Origin of the sequence: Streptomyces sp. NPDC007863 (assembly GCF_040633895.1) — a bacterium.
GTDB lineage: Bacteria > Actinomycetota > Actinomycetes > Streptomycetales > Streptomycetaceae > Streptomyces.
On record NZ_JBEYEI010000015.1, the window covers coordinates 111,071 to 127,256 of the forward strand.

Genomic DNA, 16,186 nt, shown 5'->3' on the forward strand with positions numbered 1-16,186 from the left:
GGGGAACATGAAGATGTGGGTACCGGGGCGGGTTCCGCACGCCTTCGCCACGCACTTTGGGCGTGTATGTGCGAAGGGCGAACGCCTCTCCCGATGTGTGCGTGAGTGTAACGCCCGGCACCGACATCCGGATGAACGGAGGCCGATGCCGGGCGGAACGGGGACTAGTACAGGTCCGGGTAGACCTGCCAGCCGGCGCCGACCTCGGCGCGCTTGCCGAACGTGGCCTTCGCGGTCGTCGCTCCCGTCGAGTGGTAGCGGTACAGGGTGCCGCCCGGAGTCGTCGCGAGGATGTCCGCGCGGCCGTCGCCGTCCACGTCGCCGGGGGCGACGATCTGCCGGTACGTGTTCCACCCACCACCGACCTGCTGCCGGGTCGCGAACGGACGCGTCGACACGCCCGTGCCCTTGTACAGCCACAGCGTGCCCGAGCCGTCCCGCGCGAGGATGTCCGTCCGGCCGTCGCCGGAGATGTCACCGGCGCCGATCAGACGGTTGTACGAGCCCCAGCCGCTGCCGATCCGGATCCGCGACGCGAAGCCGGTGGCCTCGCCGTTGCCCCGCATCAGGTACAGCACGCCCGAGCGGTTCCGGGCCAGCAGGTCGCCCTTGCCGTCGCCGTTCAGGTCGCCGGGCCCGAAGACGTGGTTGTACGAGCCCCAGCCGCCGCCGGTCCAGTTGTTGGTGTAGAGGGAGCCGTCGTACGTGAAGTGCAGGTCGCCGTGGCCGTCCGTGTCCAGCGAGGAGGCGAAGCCCATCGGGGCGCCCGCCCAGTCGCCCGCCTCGCCGACCTGGTCGCGCGGCGTCAGCTTGCCGTTGTTCATCGTCCCGTACCAGTACAGGGTTCCGCCGGACGTCCGGGCCATCAGCGCGTTCTTGCCCGCGTAGGCGATCGCGCCGGAACCGGCGAACTGGTTGACCGAGACGTACCCGCCGGACGACGAGACGCGCGCGCGGGAGGTGAACGTGCCGTTGCCGCGGCCCTGGTAGGCCCACAGCGTGCCGTCGACGGACCGGGCGAACAGGTCGGCGTGCCCGTCGCCGTTCATGTCGTCGGCCGACAGGAGCTGGTTGTACGTGTTCCAGCCGCCGCCGATCAGCTTCTTCGGCTTGAACGGGTTCGTCTTCACGCCCGTGCTGCCGTAGAAGTACAGGTTGCCGTCGGACGTGCGGGCCACCACGTCGCCCCGGCCGTCGCCGTCGTTGTCGCCGATGCCGACGAGCTGGTCGAAGGCCCCCCAGCCGAAACCGGCCTTCACCGGCGCCGAGAAAGGAGCCGCGAGGTTGCCCGTCGCACGGTAGAAGTACAGCTCGCCGTTGTGCTTGCGGGCCAGCAGGTCGAAGCGGCCGTCGCCGTCGACGTCACCGGGTGAGAAGACCTTGTTGTAGACGTTCCAGCCGCCGCCGGTCCAGGAGTGGCCGTACGAGCCGGACAACATGCCGTCGCCGTGCAGCTCGGCCTTTCCGTACTGGGTCAACACCAGCACCTCGGGCTGGCCGTTGCCGTTCTGGTCGCCGAGCGGGACCAGGTCCAGCGCGACCTCGGCGGCACCGGAGCGGTACCACTCCCCGCCCTCGGCGTCGCTGCTCGGCACCACGCCGAGCGTGTGGTTCCAGTCGCGGTACAGGATGTCCGTGAAGCCGTCGCCGTCGACGTCGAAGCGGGACGGCAGCACCGCGCCCGCCTCCGCCGTGCGGGCGGTCGCGCCGGAGCGCAGCGGCGACAGGTCGAGGTCGGGCAGCGGGGCCGCGGCGCGGCGCGGCTGCTCGGCGGCCGGCGGGGGCGTGGGCTGGGCCACGGCGGGAGACGCCAGCAGCATGCCGGCGGAGAGGGCGAGCGCGGTGCACGCGGCGATCCGTCGGCCGCGCAGGGAGAAAGCGGTACGCAAAGTGATCCCCCCCTGGGGAACGTGAGAACAGGTTCCAGGGCAGGGTTCCGCTCCTGCTCCGCGCGGCAGAAGGCACGCGCGGAGGGCGGACACCCCCCCCGGATGTGGGGGGATCATAACCTTGATCGTTGATCCGGCAACGAGTCTTTTCGGGATCCGTCAGGTCGACGGCCCCGGACCGGGCGGTCAGTTCTTCCGGTGCCCTATCAGCCGCGGCTTCTGCTCCAGGCCGTCCAGGCCGTGCCACGCGAGGTTCACCAGGTGCGCCGCGACCTCCGCCTTCTTCGGCTTGCGGACGTCCAGCCACCACTGGCCCGTCAGCGCCACGCTGCCGACCAGCGCCTGCGCGTACAGCGGCGCCAGCTTCGGATCGAAGCCGCGCGCCTTGAACTCCAGGCCCAGGATGTCCTCGACCTGCGTGGCGATGTCACTGATCAGCGAGGCGAACGTGCCCGTCGACTGCGCCACCGGCGAGTCCCGGACCAGGATCCGGAACCCGTCCGTGTAGTTCTCGATGTAGTCGAGCAGGGCGAAGGCCGCCTGCTCCAGGAGCTCCCGCGGATGGCCCGCGGTCAGCGCGCCCGTCACCCCGTCGAGGAGCTGGCGCATCTCCCGGTCGACCACGACCGCGTACAGCCCCTCCTTGCCGCCGAAGTGCTCGTACACCACCGGCTTCGAGACCCCGGCCTTCGCCGCGATCTCCTCCACCGACGTGCCCTCGAACCCCTTCTCGGCGAAGAGCGTCCGGCCGATGTCCAGGAGCTGCTCCCGGCGCTCCGCCCCGGTCATCCGCACCCGGCGGCTCCGCCGGGGCTTCGCTCCGGTACCGCCCGTACCGCTGGTGCTGCTGGAACTGCCGTCGATCGCCACGTCCTCCATCATGCCGCGTCGGAGGCCGAGACCTGGCGCCGGGCGTCGATCCGGGACTGCGCCGGCCAGCGCACGTCGGTCGCCCAGCCCGCCAGCTCGAACCAGCGGATCAGCCGCGCGCTGGAGTCGATCTGCCCCTTCAGCACGCCGTGCCGCGCCGACGTCGGGTCCGCGTGGTGCAGGTTGTGCCACGACTCCCCGCAGGACAGCACCGCCAGCCACCACACGTTCCCCGAACGGTCACGCGACTTGAACGGACGCTTGCCCATCGCGTGACAGATCGAGTTGATCGACCACGTCACGTGGTGCAGCAGGCAGACCCGGACCAGCGAACCCCAGAAGAACGCCGTGAACGCGCCCCACCACGACCACGTCACCAGACCGCCGATCACCGGCGGGATCGCCAGCGACACGATCGTCCACAGCACGAACTGCCGCGAGATCCGCCGGATCGCCGCGTCCTTGATCAGATCGGGCGCGTACTTGTGCTGAGGCGTCCGCTCCTCGTCGAACATCCAGCCGATGTGCGCCCACCACAAGCCCTTCAGCAGCGCCGGGACCGTCTCGCCGAACCGCCACGGCGAGTGCGGGTCGCCGTCGGCGTCCGAGAACTTGTGGTGCTTGCGGTGATCCGCCACCCACCGCACCAGCGGCCCCTCCACCGCGAGGGAACCCATGATCGCCAGCGCGATCCGCAGCGGCCGCTTCGCCTTGAACGAACCGTGAGTGAAGTACCGGTGGAAACCGATCGTGATGCCATGGCAGCCGATGAAGTACATCGCCGTCATCAGACCGAGATCCAGCCAGCTCACCCCCCAGCCCCAGGCCAGCGGCACCGCCGCGAGGAGTGCCACGAACGGCACCACGATGAACAGCCCCAGCGCGAGCTGTTCGACGGAACCCTTGCTGTCGCCGCCGAGCGTGGCGGAGGGCAGGGCCTGGACCGAGTCCGGCGTCTCGGACGCCGAGGTCACCTCGGGGGTGATGGTCATGCGTGTCCCCTGGGGGGTGAGGGAGAGAGTGAAGGCGCGGCCGGAAACGACCGGGCCGAGGCTACGGATGCGTAACCTACGGCGACGTAAGTATGGCAGCGCGACGGCACCCGGCAAGAGGGCACAAGCGGGGGGCTCGCCCACGTCCAGGGAATGGACACCTATCCTGGGAACGCCGGACAGCGCGGTCCGCAAGCCTCCAGAACCCTCCAGACGTGCTTGAACACTGCAAGGAGCCACACCTGTGAGCAGTGCCGACCAGACTCCCACCACCAACGCAGAGCTGCGCGCCGACATCCGCCGACTGGGCGACCTCCTCGGCGAGACCCTCGTACGCCAGGAGGGCCACGACCTCCTCGACCTCGTCGAGAAGGTCCGGCGACTCACCCGCGAGGACGGCGACGCCGCCGCCGAGCTCCTCCGCGGCGTCGAACTGGAGACGGCGGCCAAGCTCGTCCGCGCCTTCTCCACCTACTTCCACCTGGCGAACGTCACCGAGCAGGTCCACCGCGGCCGCGAACTGCGCGAGAAGCGCGCCGCCGAGGGCGGCCTCATCGCCCGCACCGCCGACATGCTCAAGGACGGCGACCCCGCCCACGTCCGCGAGACGGTCAAGAACCTCAACGTGCGCCCCGTCTTCACCGCGCACCCCACCGAGGCCGCCCGCCGTTCCGTCCTCAACAAGCTCCGCCGCATCGGCGCTCTCCTGGAGAGCCCGGTCATCGAGGCCGACCGGCGCCGCCACGACCTCCGCCTCGCCGAGAACATCGACCTCATCTGGCAGACCGACGAACTCCGCGTCGTCCGCCCGGAGCCCGCCGACGAGGCCCGCAACGCCATCTACTACCTCGACGAGCTGCACGCGGGCGCCGTCGGCGACGTCCTGGAGGACCTCGCCGCCGAGCTGGAGCGCGTCGGCTACGAGCTCCCCGCCGGCACCCGCCCCCTCACCTTCGGCACCTGGATCGGCGGCGACCGCGACGGCAACCCCAACGTGACCCCCCAGGTCACCTGGGACGTCCTGATCCTCCAGCACGAGCACGGCATCACCGACGCCCTGGAGCTCATCGACTTCCTCCGCGGCCTGCTCTCCAACTCCATCCGCTACACCGGAGCCACCCAGGAACTCCTGGACTCCCTCCAGCGCGACCTCGACCTCCTCCCCGAGATCAGCCCGCGCTACAAGCGGCTCAACGCCGAGGAGCCGTACCGCCTCAAGGCCACCTGCGTCCGCCAGAAGCTCCTCAACACCCGCGAGCGCCTCGCCGCCGGCACCCCCCACCAGACGGGCCGCGACTACCTGGGCACCGCCGAGCTCATCCACGACCTCACCCTCATCCAGACCTCCCTGCGCGAGCACCGCGGCGGCCTCTTCGCCGACGGCCGGATGGACCGCACCATCCGCACCCTCGCCGCCTTCGGCCTCCAGCTCGCCACCATGGACGTCCGCGAGCACGCCGACGCCCACCACCACGCCCTCGGCCAGCTCTTCGACCGCCTCGGCGAGGAGTCCTGGCGGTACGCCGACATGCCGCGCGACTACCGGCAGAAGCTCCTCGCCAAGGAGCTCCGCTCCCGCCGGCCGCTCGCCCCCACCCCGGCTCCGCTCGACGCCCCCGGCCAGAAGACCCTCGGCGTCTTCCACACCGTCAAGGAAGCCTTCGAGCGCTTCGGCCCCGAGGTCATCGAGTCCTACATCATCTCGATGTGCCAGGGCGCCGACGACGTCTTCGCCGCCACCGTCCTCGCCCGCGAGGCCGGCCTGATCGACCTGCACGCCGGCTGGGCCAAGATCGGCATCGTGCCGCTCCTGGAGACCACCGACGAGCTCAAGGCCGCCGACGTCATCCTCAACGACATGCTCGCCGACCCCTCCTACCGACGCCTCGTCGCGCTCCGCGGCGACGTCCAGGAGGTCATGCTCGGCTACTCCGACTCCTCCAAGTTCGGCGGCATCACCACCAGCCAGTGGGAGATCCACCGCGCCCAGCGCCGGCTCCGCGACGTCGCCCACCGCTACGGCGTCCGCCTCCGCCTCTTCCACGGCCGCGGCGGCACCGTCGGCCGCGGCGGCGGCCCCTCGCACGACGCGATCCTCGCCCAGCCCTGGGGCACCCTGGAGGGCGAGATCAAGGTCACCGAGCAGGGCGAGGTCATCTCCGACAAGTACCTCATCCCGTCGCTGGCCCGCGAGAACCTCGAACTGACCGTCGCGGCCACCCTCCAGGCCTCCGCCCTGCACACCGCGCCCCGCCAGTCCGACGAGGCGCTCGCCCGCTGGGACGCGGCCATGGACGTCGTCTCCGAAGCCGCCCACGCCGCCTACCGCGCCTTCGTCGAGGACCCCGACCTCCCGACGTACTTCCTCGCCTCCACACCGGTCGACCAGCTCGCCGACCTGCACCTGGGCTCGCGGCCCGCCCGCCGCCCCGGCTCGGGCGTCTCGCTCGACGGCCTGCGCGCCATTCCGTGGGTCTTCGGCTGGACCCAGTCCCGCCAGATCGTCCCCGGCTGGTTCGGTGTCGGCTCCGGCCTCAAGGCCCTGCGCGAGGCCGGCCTCGACGCGGTCCTCGGCGAGATGCACGAGCACTGGCACTTCTTCCGGAACTTCCTCTCCAACGTGGAGATGACGCTCGCGAAGACGGACCTGCGGATCGCCCGCCACTACGTCGACACCCTCGTCCCGGACGAGCTCAAGCACGTCTTCGACACGATCGAGGCCGAGCACGCGCTCACCGTGGAGGAGGTCCTCAGGGTCACCGGCGGCGAGAAGCTGCTCGACTCCCACCCGGCCCTCCAGCAGACCTTCGCCATCCGCGACGCCTACCTGGACCCGATCTCCTACCTCCAGGTCGCCCTCATCGCCCGCCAGCGCGCCGACGCCGAGGCCGGCGTGGAGCCGGACCCGCTGCTCGCGCGGGCCCTGCTGCTCACGGTCAACGGCGTCGCCGCGGGCCTGCGCAACACCGGCTGACGCCGCCGGAACCATGAGAAGTGCCCCCACGGGAATCCCGTGGGGGCACTTCTCGCTACCGGGGTGTGCGTCAGCCCTGCGCGGCCTTGCGGCGGCGCAGCACCAGGAACGCACCGGCCGCGGCGAGCGCGGCGGCGACGCCGGCCATCACGCCGACCGGCGCGCTCGAACCGGTCTCCGCGAGGTTGCCCTCCTCGGAGCCGCCCTTGGTGTCGGTCTCGCCCTTGACGTCACCGGTGGCGGCGTCGCCGCCCGTGGCGGTCGTCTCGCCCGTGGTGGTCTCGCCCGTGGTGGTCTCGCCGGTCGCGGTCTCACCGGTGGCGGAGGACCCGCCGGTCGCGGTGGTCTCACCGGTCGCGGTGGTCTCGCCCGTGGCGGTCGTCTCACCGGTGGCGGTGGACTCGCCCGTGGTGGTCTCGCCGGTCGTCGTCTCACCCGTGGTGGTCTCACCCGTGGTGGTCTCGCCGGTCGTCGTCTCACCCGTGGTCGTCTCGCCCGTGGTGGTCTCGCCGGTCGTGGTCTCACCGGTGGCCGTGCCACCGGTGGTCTCCTCGCCCTCCGCGGCGCAGGTGTGGGAGAGCTGGAACTCGTCCTGCGGCGTGGTGCCGTTGATCGTGGCCGTGGCCGCGGTCAGCGTGGCACCGGCCGGGGAGGCCACGTACGCGTGCTTGCCCTCGGGGTTGCCGAAGGTGCTGAAGTCCTCGATGACCTGGGTGCCGCCGGGCTCGAAGGTGACCTCCAGCTTGACGAACTCGCCCGAGTTGCCGGGCAGGACGAAGTGCCAGCCGTCCTGGTCGGCCGGGATGCTGTCGGGGCACTCGCCCGGCTTGGCGTCGGCAGCCGTGAGCGGCAGCTTCTGGTTCAGGGTGACCGTGTTCGGGTCCGCAACCGTCGCGGACGCAGGGCCCGCCAGGATCAGGGACCCCGCCACGGCGGCAACCAGGGCGCCGGAAGTAACAAGGGAGCGTCGCATGTGCAGTCGTCCATCTGTGGGATGAGGGATGCCGTGGGAGGTGGCGCCCGCAGCTTATCCGTCGCTTTAAGCCACCCTTAACCCAGAGGCACATAACGATCCCGCCAGGAAACTGGTTGAATCCGGCCATACCCAGCGGCACGTCATCCCCGCACGTCACAGCGCCACGAACGCCGCCACCCACAGCGCCGCCCCCGCGCCCGCCAGCGACCACGCCGTCCGCCGCAGCCGCAGGCCGCCCGCCACCAGCGGCGAGGCCAGGACCAGCGCCCCGCCCAGCGGCAGCCAGGCGTGCAGCCCGCCGCCCCAGCCGGTCCGTACGCCCTCGTCCGTGCCCGGCTTCACCACCACCGGGATCACCGCACCCGGCCCCGCCGCCACCGACCGCTCGATCGTCAGCGTCCGCCGGGACGAACCCGCGTTCTCCGGCGCGTACGCACCGCTGCACCGCTCGTCCGTGCACCCCGTCACCGTCAGCGTCCCGTGCTCACGCCCCTTGGCGAGGAGCACGTGCTGCGCCGACGCCCACGACGCCCACACCCCCGCGACGACGAGCAGGACGGCGACGAGGACCATGGCGGCGTTCCGGACGTGCGTCATGACCCGCGATCGTACAGTCGTACGGCCGAAAGGCGACGGTCAGGAGTTGTACGCCGACTGCGCCCGCTCCAGGCCCTCCGTCACCAGGCACTCGACCGCGTCCGCCGACCGGTCCACGAACCAGTCCAGCTCCTTGCGCTCGGTCGACGAGAAGTCCTTCAGCACGAAGTCCGCCACCTGCATCCGGCCCGGCGGACGCCCGATCCCGCACCGCACCCGGTGGTAGTCGGCGCCCATCGACTTCGTCATCGACTTCAGACCGTTGTGCCCGTTGTCGCCGCCGCCCAGCTTCAGCCGCAGCGTCGCGTAGTCGATGTCCAGCTCGTCGTGGACCGCCACGACGTGCGCCGTCGGCACCTTGTAGAAGTCGCGCAGCGCCGTCACCGGCCCGCCGGACAGGTTCATGTACGACATCGGCTTCGCCAGCACCACCCGCCGGTTCGCCGGGCCCACCGGACCGAGCCGGCCCTCCACGACCTGCGCCTGCGCCTTCTGCGCCCGCTTGAACTTCCCGCCGATCCGCTCCGCCAGCAGGTCCACCACCATGAAGCCGATGTTGTGGCGGTTGCCCGCGTACTCCGGCCCCGGGTTGCCGAGGCCGACGATCAGCCAGGGCGCGTTCGCGTCGTCGGTCATCGCCCACTCCTTGGTCACACGAAAAGAGAAACGGGGTGACGGGCCGTGCGGCCCGTCACCCCGTCACGTCGGACAAGAGCCTACGGCTCAGGCCTCGGCGGCCTCGTCGCCCTCGGCGGACTCCGCGGCCGGCTCCTCGGCCTGCGCGGCCAGGATCTGGATGACGACGGCCTCGGGGTCCGTCACCAGGGTGGCGCCCTTCGGCAGCGCGACGTCCTTGGCGTGGATCGAGTCACCGGCGGACAGACCCTCGATGGAGACCGTGACGGACTCCGGGATGTGGGTGGCCTCGGCCTCGACGGAGAGCGTGTTCAGCACGTTCTCGACCAGGAAGGCGCCCGGGGCAAGGTCGCCCTCGGTCTCGACGACGATCTCGACGGTGACCTTCTCGCCGCGCTTCACGAGGAGGAGGTCGACGTGCTCCAGGGAACCCTTCAGCGGGTCGCGCTGGGCGGCCTTCGGGATGGCCAGCTCGGAGCCCTTGCCGTCGATGTCCAGGGACAGCAGGACGTTCGGGGTACGCAGCGCCATCGCGGTGTCGTGGGCCGGCAGCGTCAGGTGGACCGGGTCCGTGCCGTGACCGTAGAGAACGGCCGGAACGGCGGCGGCGCGGCGGATCTTGCGGGCGGCGCCCTTGCCGAACTCGGTGCGGACGGCGGCGGTGAGCTTCACCTCGGACATGTGGCACTCCTCGTAGTGGTGGTGACGGATGCGACTGTCACCCGGCCGCCGACTGGCGATGGCCTGCTACGAAGAGCGCGTCGATAACGGAGCGCCGACCCTGAACGGGCACGGCCTCCCTCGCCGAGCAACCTCAGCAGTCTACCCGGCCGCCCCCGGCCTCCCAAATGGATCACCCCCGGGGGAAACGCCCGAGGGCCGCCTCCCCCGACCGGGGAAGACGGCCCTCGCCGCGAACCTGTGAACCTGTGGATCCGGTGGATCCCGTGGCTCAGTGCTCCTCGAAGAGGCTCGTCACCGAACCGTCCTCGAACACCTCGCGCACCGCGCGCGCGATCGTCGGCGCGATCGACAGCACCGTGATCTTGTCCAGCTCCAGCGAGCCGGGCACCGGCAGCGTGTCCGTGAACACGAACTCGCTCACCTTGGAGTTCTTCAGACGGTCCGCCGCCGGACCCGACAGGATGCCGTGCGTCGCCGTCACGATGACGTCCTCGGCGCCGTGCGCGAAGAGCGCCTCGGCCGCCGCGCAGATCGTGCCGCCCGTGTCGACCATGTCGTCCACCAGGACACAGACGCGGCCCTTCACGTCACCGACGACCTCGTGGACCGTCACCTGGTTCGCGACGTCCTTGTCACGGCGCTTGTGCACGATCGCCAGCGGCGCGTCCAGACGGTCGCACCAGCGGTCGGCGACCCGCACGCGGCCCGCGTCCGGGGAGACGATCGTCAGCTTCTCGCGGTCGACCTTGCCGCCCACGTAGTCGGCGAGCACCGGCAGCGCCGACAGGTGGTCCACCGGGCCGTCGAAGAAGCCCTGGATCTGGTCCGTGTGCAGGTCCACGGTCAGGATCCGGTCCGCGCCGGCCGTCTTCATCAGGTCCGCCACCAGACGGGCCGAGATCGGCTCGCGGCCACGGTGCTTCTTGTCCTGACGGGCGTAGCCGTACGACGGGACGATCACGGTGATGCTCCGGGCCGAGGCCCGCTTCAGAGCATCGATCATGATCAGCTGCTCCATGATCCACTTGTTGATCGGAGCCGTGTGGCTCTGGATCAGGAAGCAGTCCGCGCCGCGCGCCGACTCCTGGAAGCGGACGTAGATCTCACCGTTGGCGAAGTCGAACGCCTTGGTCGGAACGAGACCGACACCCAGCTGGTGTGCGACCTCCTCGGCCAGCTCGGGGTGGGCGCGGCCGGAGAAGAGCATCAGCTTCTTCTCGCCGGTCGTCTTGATCCCGGTCACAGCACTGTCTCCTCAGACGTGTTCTCTGGCCGCAAGACCCGCGCTCCCGGAGTCCCGGGCGCGTGTGCGAACCAGCCGAATTTGTGTGCACCTATCACGGTACGCCGAGTTCGACGTACCTGTTTCCGGTCAGCTTTCGCCGGCCGACCCCTCCGAGGCCGCCTCGGCCGCGTTCGCGGCAGCGCTGCCGGGCCGCTTCCGGGCGACCCAGCCCTCGATATTCCGCTGCTGGCCCCGGGCGACGGCCAGCGCACCCGCCGGCACGTCCTTCGTGATCACGGACCCGGCGGCGGTGTACGCGCCGTCCCCGATCGTGATGGGAGCCACAAACATGTTGTCCGAACCGGTCCGGCAGTGGGACCCGATCGTGGTGTGGTGCTTGGCCACGCCGTCGTAGTTCACGAAGACGCTCGCCGCGCCGATGTTCGAGTACTCGCCGATCGTCGCGTCACCCACGTACGACAGGTGGGGGACCTTCGTGCCCTCGCCGATCGAGGAGTTCTTCACCTCGACGTACGTGCCGATCTTCGCCTTCGCGCCGAGCCGCGCGCCCGGACGGAGATAGGCGTACGGGCCCACCGAGGCGCCGTCGCCGATCTCGGCGGAGACGGCCACGGTGTTGTCCACCCGCGCGCCCCGGCCCACGGTGGTGTCCGTCAGGCGGGTGTTCGGGCCGACCTCGGCGTCCTCGCCGATGTGCGTGGCGCCGAGCAGCTGCGTACCGGGGTGGATCACGGCGTCCGGCTCGAACGTCACGGTCACGTCCACGATCGTCGACGCCGGGTCGACCACGGTCACGCCGGCCGTCATCGCGGCCTCGATCAGGCGGCGGTTCAGCAGCGCGCGGGCCTCGGCCAGCTGCACGCGGTTGTTGATCCCGAGGATCTCCCGGTGGTCGGCGGCCACGGAGGCGCCCACGCGGTGCCCGGCCTCGCGCAGGATCGACAGCACGTCGGTGAGGTACTCCTCGCCCTGGCTGTTGTCCGTGCGCAGCTGCTTGATCGCCTGCGCGAGCAGGGCGCCGTCGAAGGCGAACACGCCGGAGTTGATCTCCCGGATGTCCAGCTGGCCCGGGGAGGCGTCCTTGTGCTCGACGATCGCGGTCACGGCGCCGGTGGCCCCGTCCCGCACGATCCGCCCGTAGCCGGTGGAGTCCGGCACCTCGGCGGTCAGCACGGTCACGGCGTTGCCGTCGGCGGCGTGCGTCTCGGCGAGCCCCTTCAGCGTCGAGCCGGACAGCAGCGGGGTGTCACCACAGACGACGACCACGGTCCCCTCGGGCGCGGCCCCGAGCTCCTCCAGCGCCATCCGCACCGCGTGCCCGGTGCCGTTCTGCTCCTCCTGCACGGCGGTACGGGTCCCCGGGTACACCTCCTCCAGGTGCCCCCGCACCCGCTCCCGCGCGTGCCCCACGACCACCACGAGGTGCTCGGGCTCCAGCTCGCGCGCGGCGGACACGACGTGCCCGACGAGCGAACGCCCGGCGATCTCGTGCAGGACCTTGGGGGTCTTGGACTTCATGCGGGTGCCCTCACCCGCTGCGAGGACGACGACGGCTGCCGGGCGGTTGGCGCTCACGGATATGCCCTTCGGCTTTGGGTGGTGGACGCACGAAGGATACCGGGGCGTTGCGGGGCGGCCACGAGCAAGGGCCCTGACCTGGGAGGTCAGGGCCCTGATGCGTGGGCTCCCGGAGAAGGAATCGAACCCTCATTCAATGGACCAAAACCATTTGTCCTACCGTTAGACGATCCGGGATAGTTTGCCCTTTATGTCCGATTTCCCGTCGGGGAATCCCGGACGGCCCCTACTATGCCGCACCAGGCCCCTTCGATGCGACGGTACAAGTCCGCGCTGCCGAGAACTCGGACGACGAGGCATCCCCGGTATTCCGCCCCGGTGTTCTTGCGCACGGTCCTCGGGTTGTGGCGCTTGAGGGTCGTCTTGCCGAAGCGGGCGGGATCGACGCCGACGAGCTCCGCCCAGTAGCGCTCGGCCTCGGCCACGTCCGCGGTCTCGTGGATCATGAGGCTGTACGTGCGCCGCTCGGCGGGGATGTCCAGCAGATCCAGCCAGGCCGCGAAGACCCGCACCATCCCGGGGTCGCTGTTCACGAAGGTGACGCGCTCGCGCCGCGCGTGCGGCTTGTCCTTGGTGCCTTCGGCCCAGTAGAGCCCCACGCCCAGAAGGAAGAGCTCCCGGTCCGACAGGGCGCCGACCTCCTCGGCCGCACCGTCCTTGGTCGCCTGCCGCTGCTCCTCGCGCCGGCGCATCGTGGGCTCCCATCCCCGCCGGGCGATCTCCGAGGCCTCCTCGCGCGTCCGGTTCCGCTCCGGTTTCGGCAGGTCCCGCACCCACAGGCTGATCGAGCTCTTCGAGCAGCCCAGTTCGACCTGGATCCGGTCATAGGTCCAGCCCTGCGTGCGGAGCTCGCGGGCGCGGGCGCGGAGGTCGTCCTTGGCGTTGGGGCGCTTGGTCCACTCCGGTGGGGGCTCGCCTTCGAGCAGGCGGTTGAGGATGTCGTTGTTGTGTACGTGCAGGCGGTCGCGGATCTGGCGCCGACTGAGGCCCTCGCGGCGGAGCGCCACCGCCTGGGTGCGGAGGCCCTCGAAGTCCGCGTATCTGTTCATTTCTGCGGTCATGCGAGGAGCGTCGTCCGGAATGCGGACAGGCGGGTCGAAAACTGCAGCGATTCAATAGTTCGAGGGACTGGTGTGCGGGGTGTTGACGTCCTTCGGATTCGGTCGGGGCGCGCCCGTAGGGTGGGGGCATGACCGCAACGGGGGCAGATCGGGACGCGCCGGGCGCGCGGGCCGTGTGGTGGTGGGGGCGGCGGCGGAGTGCCGTGCTCGATGTCGGACTGGCGCTGGTGTCGGCGGTGGAGTGTGCCGTCGAGGGGGTGTCGTTCGCGGGGAAGGCGGGGGTGCCGGAGGCGCTGGGGGCGCTGTTCGGGTTCCTCGTGGGGTCCGTGCTGCTGGTGCGGCGGCGGTGGCCGATCACCGTGGTGCTGGTGTCGATCGCGGTGGCGCCGGCCGAGATGGGTTTCCTGCTGGGGATCGTCGGGCTGTACACGCTCGCCGCTTCCGAGGTGCCCCGGCGGTACACGGCGGTGCTGGCGGGGATGGCGACGGTCGCCGTGTTCGTCGTGACGGCCGTGGAGATGCGGCGGGACATCGCCGCGCAGGCGGACGACTTCGATCCGAGCGCCTGGTACGTGCCGGTGATGGCGCTGTTCATGACGCTGGGGCTGAACGCGCCGCCGGTGCTGTTCGGGCTCTACATAGGGGCGCGGCGGCGGCTGATGGAGAGCCTGCGGGAGCGGGCGGACTCGTTGGAGCAGGAGTTGTCGCTGCTCGCGGACCGGGCGGAGCAGCGGGCGCAGTGGGCGCGGCAGGAGGAGCGGCGGCGGATCGCGCGGGAGATGCACGACGTGGTGGCGCACCGGGTGTCGCTGATGGTGGTGCACGCGGCGGCGTTGCAGGCGGTGGCGCTGAAGGATCCGGAGAAGGCGGTGCGGAACGCGGCGCTGGTGGGTGACATGGGGCGCCAGGCGTTGACGGAGCTGCGGGAGATGCTGGGGGTGCTGCGGGAGGAGGCGCCGGCCGTGGCTCCGGCCGCGGTGCCGCTGGCGGCGGTGGGGCGGGCGGCGGCGGCGGCCGCGGAGGCCGCGGCGGGGCCGGGCCTCGGCGCCCTGGAGGAGCTGTGCCAGGAGTCGCGGCTCGCGGGGGCGGCGGTGGAGCTGGTGGTGCTGGGGGAGCCGGGGGCGTATCCGCCGGAGGTGGAGCGGACGGCGTACCGGGTGGTCCAGGAGGCGTTGACGAACGTGCACAAGCACGCCCCGGGCGCGGCGGTCGTGGTGCGGCTCGCGCATCGGGAGGCGGAGGTGGCGGCGCAGGTGGAGAACGGTCCGTCGGACGCGGGGGCGGCGGACGCGGGGCTGCCGAGCGGCGGGAACGGTCTGGTGGGGATGAAGGAGCGGGTGGTGCGGTTGGGCGGCGCGTTCGTGTCGGGGCCGACGGACGCGGGTGGTTTCAAGGTGTCCGCGGTGATCCCCCTGGCGACGTCCTAGTGGCTAGCCGGCGGTGAGGCGGGTGGGCTGGGTGCCGGTGACGAGGGTGGCGAGGGCGGTGTCGATGTCGCGGCCGAGGTACCAGTCGCCGGCGTGGTCGAGGCTGTAGACGCGGCCTTCGGCGTCCATGGCGAGGACGGCCTGGTGGTCGCCCTCCTCGCCGAGGGGGGCGAGTTCGGTGCCGAGCGCGCGGCCGAGGTCGGCGAGGGTGCGGGCGAGGTGGAGGCCGGCCAGGGGGTCGAAGCGGAGGGTGGCGGGCGCTATCTGGCGGCCGTGGCCGGGGGCGGTGAGGCGCAGGCCGCCGAATTCGGCCCAGGCCTCGACGACGGCGGGGAAGACGCTGTGCCGGTGGCCGGCGGGGGAGACGTGGGCGCGGAGGGTGTCGGCCCATTCCTCGGCGAGTTTGATGTCCCAGCGTCCGGGCTGCCAGCCGGCGTCGCGGAGGGCGGCGTCCACGTTGACGGGGAAGCGGGTGGTGTCGGCCATGGGGCGGTCAGCCGTTCTCGGTGGGGGTGACGGTGCGGACGCCGAAGTGGTCGAGGAGGGCGGCGCAGGAGCGGCAGGGCGCGGCGTAGCTGCCGTGCAGGGGGTCGCCGTCCTCGCGGATGCGCCGTGCGGTGATCTTGGCGTGTTTGAGGCTGCGGCGGGCCTCGCCGGCGGTGAGCGGCTTGCGCTGGGCGCGCTTGGAGCGGCCGTTCTCGGTGGCGGTGAGGTGCCGGGAGAGCAGGATGGCCTCGGGGCAGCGTCCGGTGAAGCGTTCGCGCTGGCCGCTGGTGAGGGTGTCGAGGAAGTCCTGGACGAGGGCGTGCAGGACGGGCGGCGTCTCGCCGCGGCCGGCGGTGCAGGTGAGGGTCTCGCCGCGGACGGAGAGCGCGGCCCCGACGGCGGGCAGGATGCCGTCGCGGCGGTGGAGCAGTAAGGGGGCGCGGCCGTGGTCGGTGTCGCTGCTCCAGTTGAGGCGTGGGTCACCCTGCGTGGGTGTCGTGCTGGCGTACATCGTGCTTGTCTTCCCCTCCTGCAATCCCCCGAGTTGCGGTGACAGCCTGCCAAATAGGGAGCCATATGGGGAAGCTGGGTGGGGGTTTCGCCGCGCCGGTGTGTCGGACCCGTGGTCGGCCTGTCATGGCATCGTGACGGTTCGTGACGGTGAGTGTGCGGGGCGGGCGGGTGGGGATGCGGGCCGGTTCGTGCTCTTGTGGCAGCGCATAGGCTGTGCGGGATCGCTCGGGCCTGCCGGGAGCAGTGGTGTCCGGGGG

Annotated in this window: 14 protein-coding genes and 1 tRNA gene; 2 read left to right on the forward strand and 13 right to left on the reverse strand. The window is 71.2% G+C overall.

Features of this window, described 5'->3' with window-relative positions; all coding sequences use genetic code 11:
• Positions 1-164 precede the first annotated feature (164 nt).
• The 3 genes from ABZ621_RS23640 to ABZ621_RS23650 form a co-directional block, all read right to left on the reverse strand.
• Positions 165-1,889 carry a VCBS repeat-containing protein gene (locus ABZ621_RS23640; protein WP_360607644.1) on the reverse strand — a complete coding sequence of 575 codons (1,725 nt, stop codon included), beginning with the start codon at positions 1,887-1,889 and terminating at the stop codon, positions 165-167.
• Positions 1,890-2,075: 186 nt separating this feature from the next.
• On the reverse strand, positions 2,076-2,771 hold the full coding sequence (locus ABZ621_RS23645) for a TetR/AcrR family transcriptional regulator (protein ID WP_206325414.1): 696 nt from the start codon (positions 2,769-2,771) through the stop codon (positions 2,076-2,078).
• Positions 2,768-3,751, reverse strand: coding sequence for a fatty acid desaturase (locus tag ABZ621_RS23650; RefSeq protein ID WP_360607647.1), 984 nt, complete (start codon positions 3,749-3,751; stop codon positions 2,768-2,770). Before ABZ621_RS23650 ends, ABZ621_RS23645 begins: the two co-directional genes overlap by 4 nt.
• Positions 3,752-3,995: 244 nt before the next feature.
• Between ABZ621_RS23650 and ppc the strand changes: the two genes are divergently transcribed.
• Complete coding sequence (ppc, locus tag ABZ621_RS23655) at positions 3,996-6,725, forward strand: phosphoenolpyruvate carboxylase (RefSeq protein WP_360607649.1); 2,730 nt, start codon at positions 3,996-3,998, stop codon at positions 6,723-6,725.
• Positions 6,726-6,795: 70 nt separating this feature from the next.
• Here the strand turns inward: ppc and ABZ621_RS23660 are convergent, their stop codons facing one another.
• The 8 genes from ABZ621_RS23660 to ABZ621_RS23695 form a co-directional block, all read right to left on the reverse strand.
• Positions 6,796-7,698: an LPXTG cell wall anchor domain-containing protein gene (locus ABZ621_RS23660; protein ID WP_360607651.1), complete on the reverse strand. Its 903-nt coding sequence runs from the start codon at positions 7,696-7,698 to the stop codon at positions 6,796-6,798.
• Between the two features lie 156 nt (positions 7,699-7,854).
• Positions 7,855-8,298, reverse strand: coding sequence for a hypothetical protein (locus ABZ621_RS23665; protein ID WP_360607653.1), 444 nt, complete (start codon positions 8,296-8,298; stop codon positions 7,855-7,857).
• Positions 8,299-8,337: 39 nt separating this feature from the next.
• Entirely contained in the window at positions 8,338-8,934 is a 597-nt protein-coding gene (pth, locus tag ABZ621_RS23670) for an aminoacyl-tRNA hydrolase (protein ID WP_360607655.1), read from the reverse strand.
• A gap of 87 nt (positions 8,935-9,021) precedes the next feature.
• Positions 9,022-9,615, reverse strand: coding sequence for a 50S ribosomal protein L25/general stress protein Ctc (locus ABZ621_RS23675; RefSeq protein WP_360607657.1), 594 nt, complete (start codon positions 9,613-9,615; stop codon positions 9,022-9,024).
• A 271-nt stretch (positions 9,616-9,886) separates the two neighbouring features.
• On the reverse strand, positions 9,887-10,861 hold the full coding sequence (locus tag ABZ621_RS23680; RefSeq protein WP_031007234.1) for a ribose-phosphate diphosphokinase: 975 nt from the start codon (positions 10,859-10,861) through the stop codon (positions 9,887-9,889).
• A gap of 129 nt (positions 10,862-10,990) precedes the next feature.
• Positions 10,991-12,439 (reverse strand): bifunctional UDP-N-acetylglucosamine diphosphorylase/glucosamine-1-phosphate N-acetyltransferase GlmU, encoded by a 1,449-nt coding sequence (glmU, locus tag ABZ621_RS23685; RefSeq protein WP_360607660.1) that lies wholly within the window; start codon positions 12,437-12,439, stop codon positions 10,991-10,993.
• Positions 12,440-12,548: 109 nt separating this feature from the next.
• A tRNA-Gln gene (locus tag ABZ621_RS23690) sits at positions 12,549-12,619 on the reverse strand.
• Between the two features lie 11 nt (positions 12,620-12,630).
• Positions 12,631-13,503 (reverse strand): hypothetical protein, encoded by an 873-nt coding sequence (locus ABZ621_RS23695; RefSeq protein WP_360607662.1) that lies wholly within the window; start codon positions 13,501-13,503, stop codon positions 12,631-12,633.
• A gap of 128 nt (positions 13,504-13,631) precedes the next feature.
• On the opposite strand from ABZ621_RS23695, the gene ABZ621_RS23700 reads away from it, so the two are divergent.
• On the forward strand, positions 13,632-14,930 hold the full coding sequence (locus ABZ621_RS23700) for a histidine kinase (protein ID WP_360607664.1): 1,299 nt from the start codon (positions 13,632-13,634) through the stop codon (positions 14,928-14,930).
• A gap of 3 nt (positions 14,931-14,933) precedes the next feature.
• Here ABZ621_RS23700 and ABZ621_RS23705 read toward each other — a convergent pair whose 3' ends face one another.
• Together ABZ621_RS23705 and ABZ621_RS23710 are read right to left on the reverse strand one after the other, a co-directional pair.
• Positions 14,934-15,416, reverse strand: a complete 483-nt coding sequence (locus tag ABZ621_RS23705; protein ID WP_360607666.1) for an SUKH-3 domain-containing protein — start codon at positions 15,414-15,416, stop codon at positions 14,934-14,936.
• A gap of 7 nt (positions 15,417-15,423) precedes the next feature.
• Complete coding sequence (locus tag ABZ621_RS23710) at positions 15,424-15,927, reverse strand: YwqJ-related putative deaminase (protein ID WP_360607668.1); 504 nt, start codon at positions 15,925-15,927, stop codon at positions 15,424-15,426.
• Between the last annotated feature and the right edge of the window lie 259 nt (positions 15,928-16,186).

Coding starts and splice junctions, on each gene's coding strand:
- ABZ621_RS23645 (WP_206325414.1), bottom strand. CDS start 2,771: ATGATGGAGGACGTGGCGATCGACGGCAGTTCCAGCAGCACCAGCGGT.
- ABZ621_RS23675 (WP_360607657.1), bottom strand. CDS start 9,615: ATGTCCGAGGTGAAGCTCACCGCCGCCGTCCGCACCGAGTTCGGCAAG.
- pth (WP_360607655.1), bottom strand. CDS start 8,934: ATGACCGACGACGCGAACGCGCCCTGGCTGATCGTCGGCCTCGGCAAC.
- ABZ621_RS23650 (WP_360607647.1), bottom strand. CDS start 3,751: ATGACCATCACCCCCGAGGTGACCTCGGCGTCCGAGACGCCGGACTCG.
- ABZ621_RS23705 (WP_360607666.1), bottom strand. CDS start 15,416: ATGGCCGACACCACCCGCTTCCCCGTCAACGTGGACGCCGCCCTCCGC.
- ABZ621_RS23660 (WP_360607651.1), bottom strand. CDS start 7,698: ATGCGACGCTCCCTTGTTACTTCCGGCGCCCTGGTTGCCGCCGTGGCG.
- ABZ621_RS23695 (WP_360607662.1), bottom strand. CDS start 13,503: ATGACCGCAGAAATGAACAGATACGCGGACTTCGAGGGCCTCCGCACC.
- ABZ621_RS23710 (WP_360607668.1), bottom strand. CDS start 15,927: ATGTACGCCAGCACGACACCCACGCAGGGTGACCCACGCCTCAACTGG.
- ABZ621_RS23665 (WP_360607653.1), bottom strand. CDS start 8,298: ATGACGCACGTCCGGAACGCCGCCATGGTCCTCGTCGCCGTCCTGCTC.
- ABZ621_RS23700 (WP_360607664.1), top strand. CDS start 13,632: ATGACCGCAACGGGGGCAGATCGGGACGCGCCGGGCGCGCGGGCCGTG.